The 1248-nt window shown below is 72.9% G+C and carries 1 protein-coding gene; it reads right to left on the bottom strand.

Going from position 1 to position 1248, the window contains the following annotated elements:
- Positions 1-185: 185 nt before the first annotated feature.
- Entirely contained in the window at positions 186-1112 is a 927-nt protein-coding gene (locus tag ACJA3G_RS37230; protein WP_406557429.1) for a LysR family transcriptional regulator, read from the bottom strand.
- Positions 1113-1248 lie beyond the last annotated feature (136 nt).

Raw genomic sequence — 1248 nt, 5'->3', positions numbered from 1 at the left:
CTATCTGGCCGGCCCCCACCCCGACCTCGCCGCCCGGCTCGACGCCCTCCCGAACGCGGCCACGGGTACGGGTACCGGTACCGGTACCGGTACCGGTACCGGTACGGGTTCGGACGCCACCGGCTGATCCGGCAGCCGGATGTGCACCACGTCGTCACGTCGTGCGGCGCTCTTCGCAACACGCCCTAGGCCCACGTCGGCGCCCATGTCCCGACCGGGGAGTGGCCCGCTCGCCGGGCATGGAGGTCGGCGCGGAGCGCGGCCAGCGTCGGGTGCGTGTTGTCCCGGTGCCAGATCAATGAGTGGGGGTACACCGGGACCGGATCCCGCAGCGCGATGCGGCGCAGACCGTGGTCCGCGGGCCACACCAGATGGGTCCGCTCGCCGACGAAGGTCGCCAGGGACCGCGAGTCGGCGATGGTGTCCAGCAGGGGTTCGGTGCCGAAGTCGGGGCCGGTGATCTCGATGGTGAGCGCGAACGCGGCGGCCAGGGCGTCGTAGTAGGCGCCCCACTCGGTGCCGGGAACGAGGCCGGGCATCCAGATCCGGCGGCCGGCGAGGTCGGCGGGCGCGACCGCGCGCACGGAGGCGAGGTCGTGGGCCGGGCCGGTGAGCAGCTGGATGGGCTCGTCGTAGACGCGCGCGGTCTCGATGTCGTCGGGAAGGCGCCGGCCGGGCATGGTGACGGCGCGGAAGGACGCGTCGATCGTGCCGGAGCGGATGGCGTCCACCGCCGCGTCGGCGTCGAAGAGCGTCACGACATCGAGCTCGGCCTCGGGATGCCCCCGGCGGAAGTCACGCAGCAGGGAGGCCGGGGCGAGCCGTCGGCCGATCACGTCGACGCGCAGCGCACGACTGCCGGGACGGACGGAGGCGAGGGCCCGCTCCTCGGCCCGCAGGAGATCACGGGCGTGGGGCAGGAACGCCTGCCCGTCGATGGTGAGCGTCGCCCCCCGCGCGCCGCGGGTGAAGAGCCGGACGCCGAGGGTCTTCTCCAGGGTGGCGATCCGTTTGGAGACGGCCTGCTGGGTGACCGACAATGCTGCGGCGGCGTCCTGGAAACGCCCCCCGTCGGCAGCGGTCACGAAGGTACGCACGGCATCGAGGTCCACGGCCGAGATCGTATGCGGACAACCAGTGGTTGTGCGGCCGGGGCCGTCCGGTTGTTTGATTTCGGCGCCCGCCACTCGCTTGGATACCGGTGGTCAGCGTGTGGTTGTGCGGAACGGTCGAGGGGCGGGGCGGGGC

The organism is Streptomyces sp. YS-3, from assembly GCF_045257485.1.
GTDB lineage: Bacteria > Actinomycetota > Actinomycetes > Streptomycetales > Streptomycetaceae > Streptomyces.
Note: the sequence above shows the minus strand (reverse complement) of the source record. Positions and strands in the feature narration are given on the sequence as shown.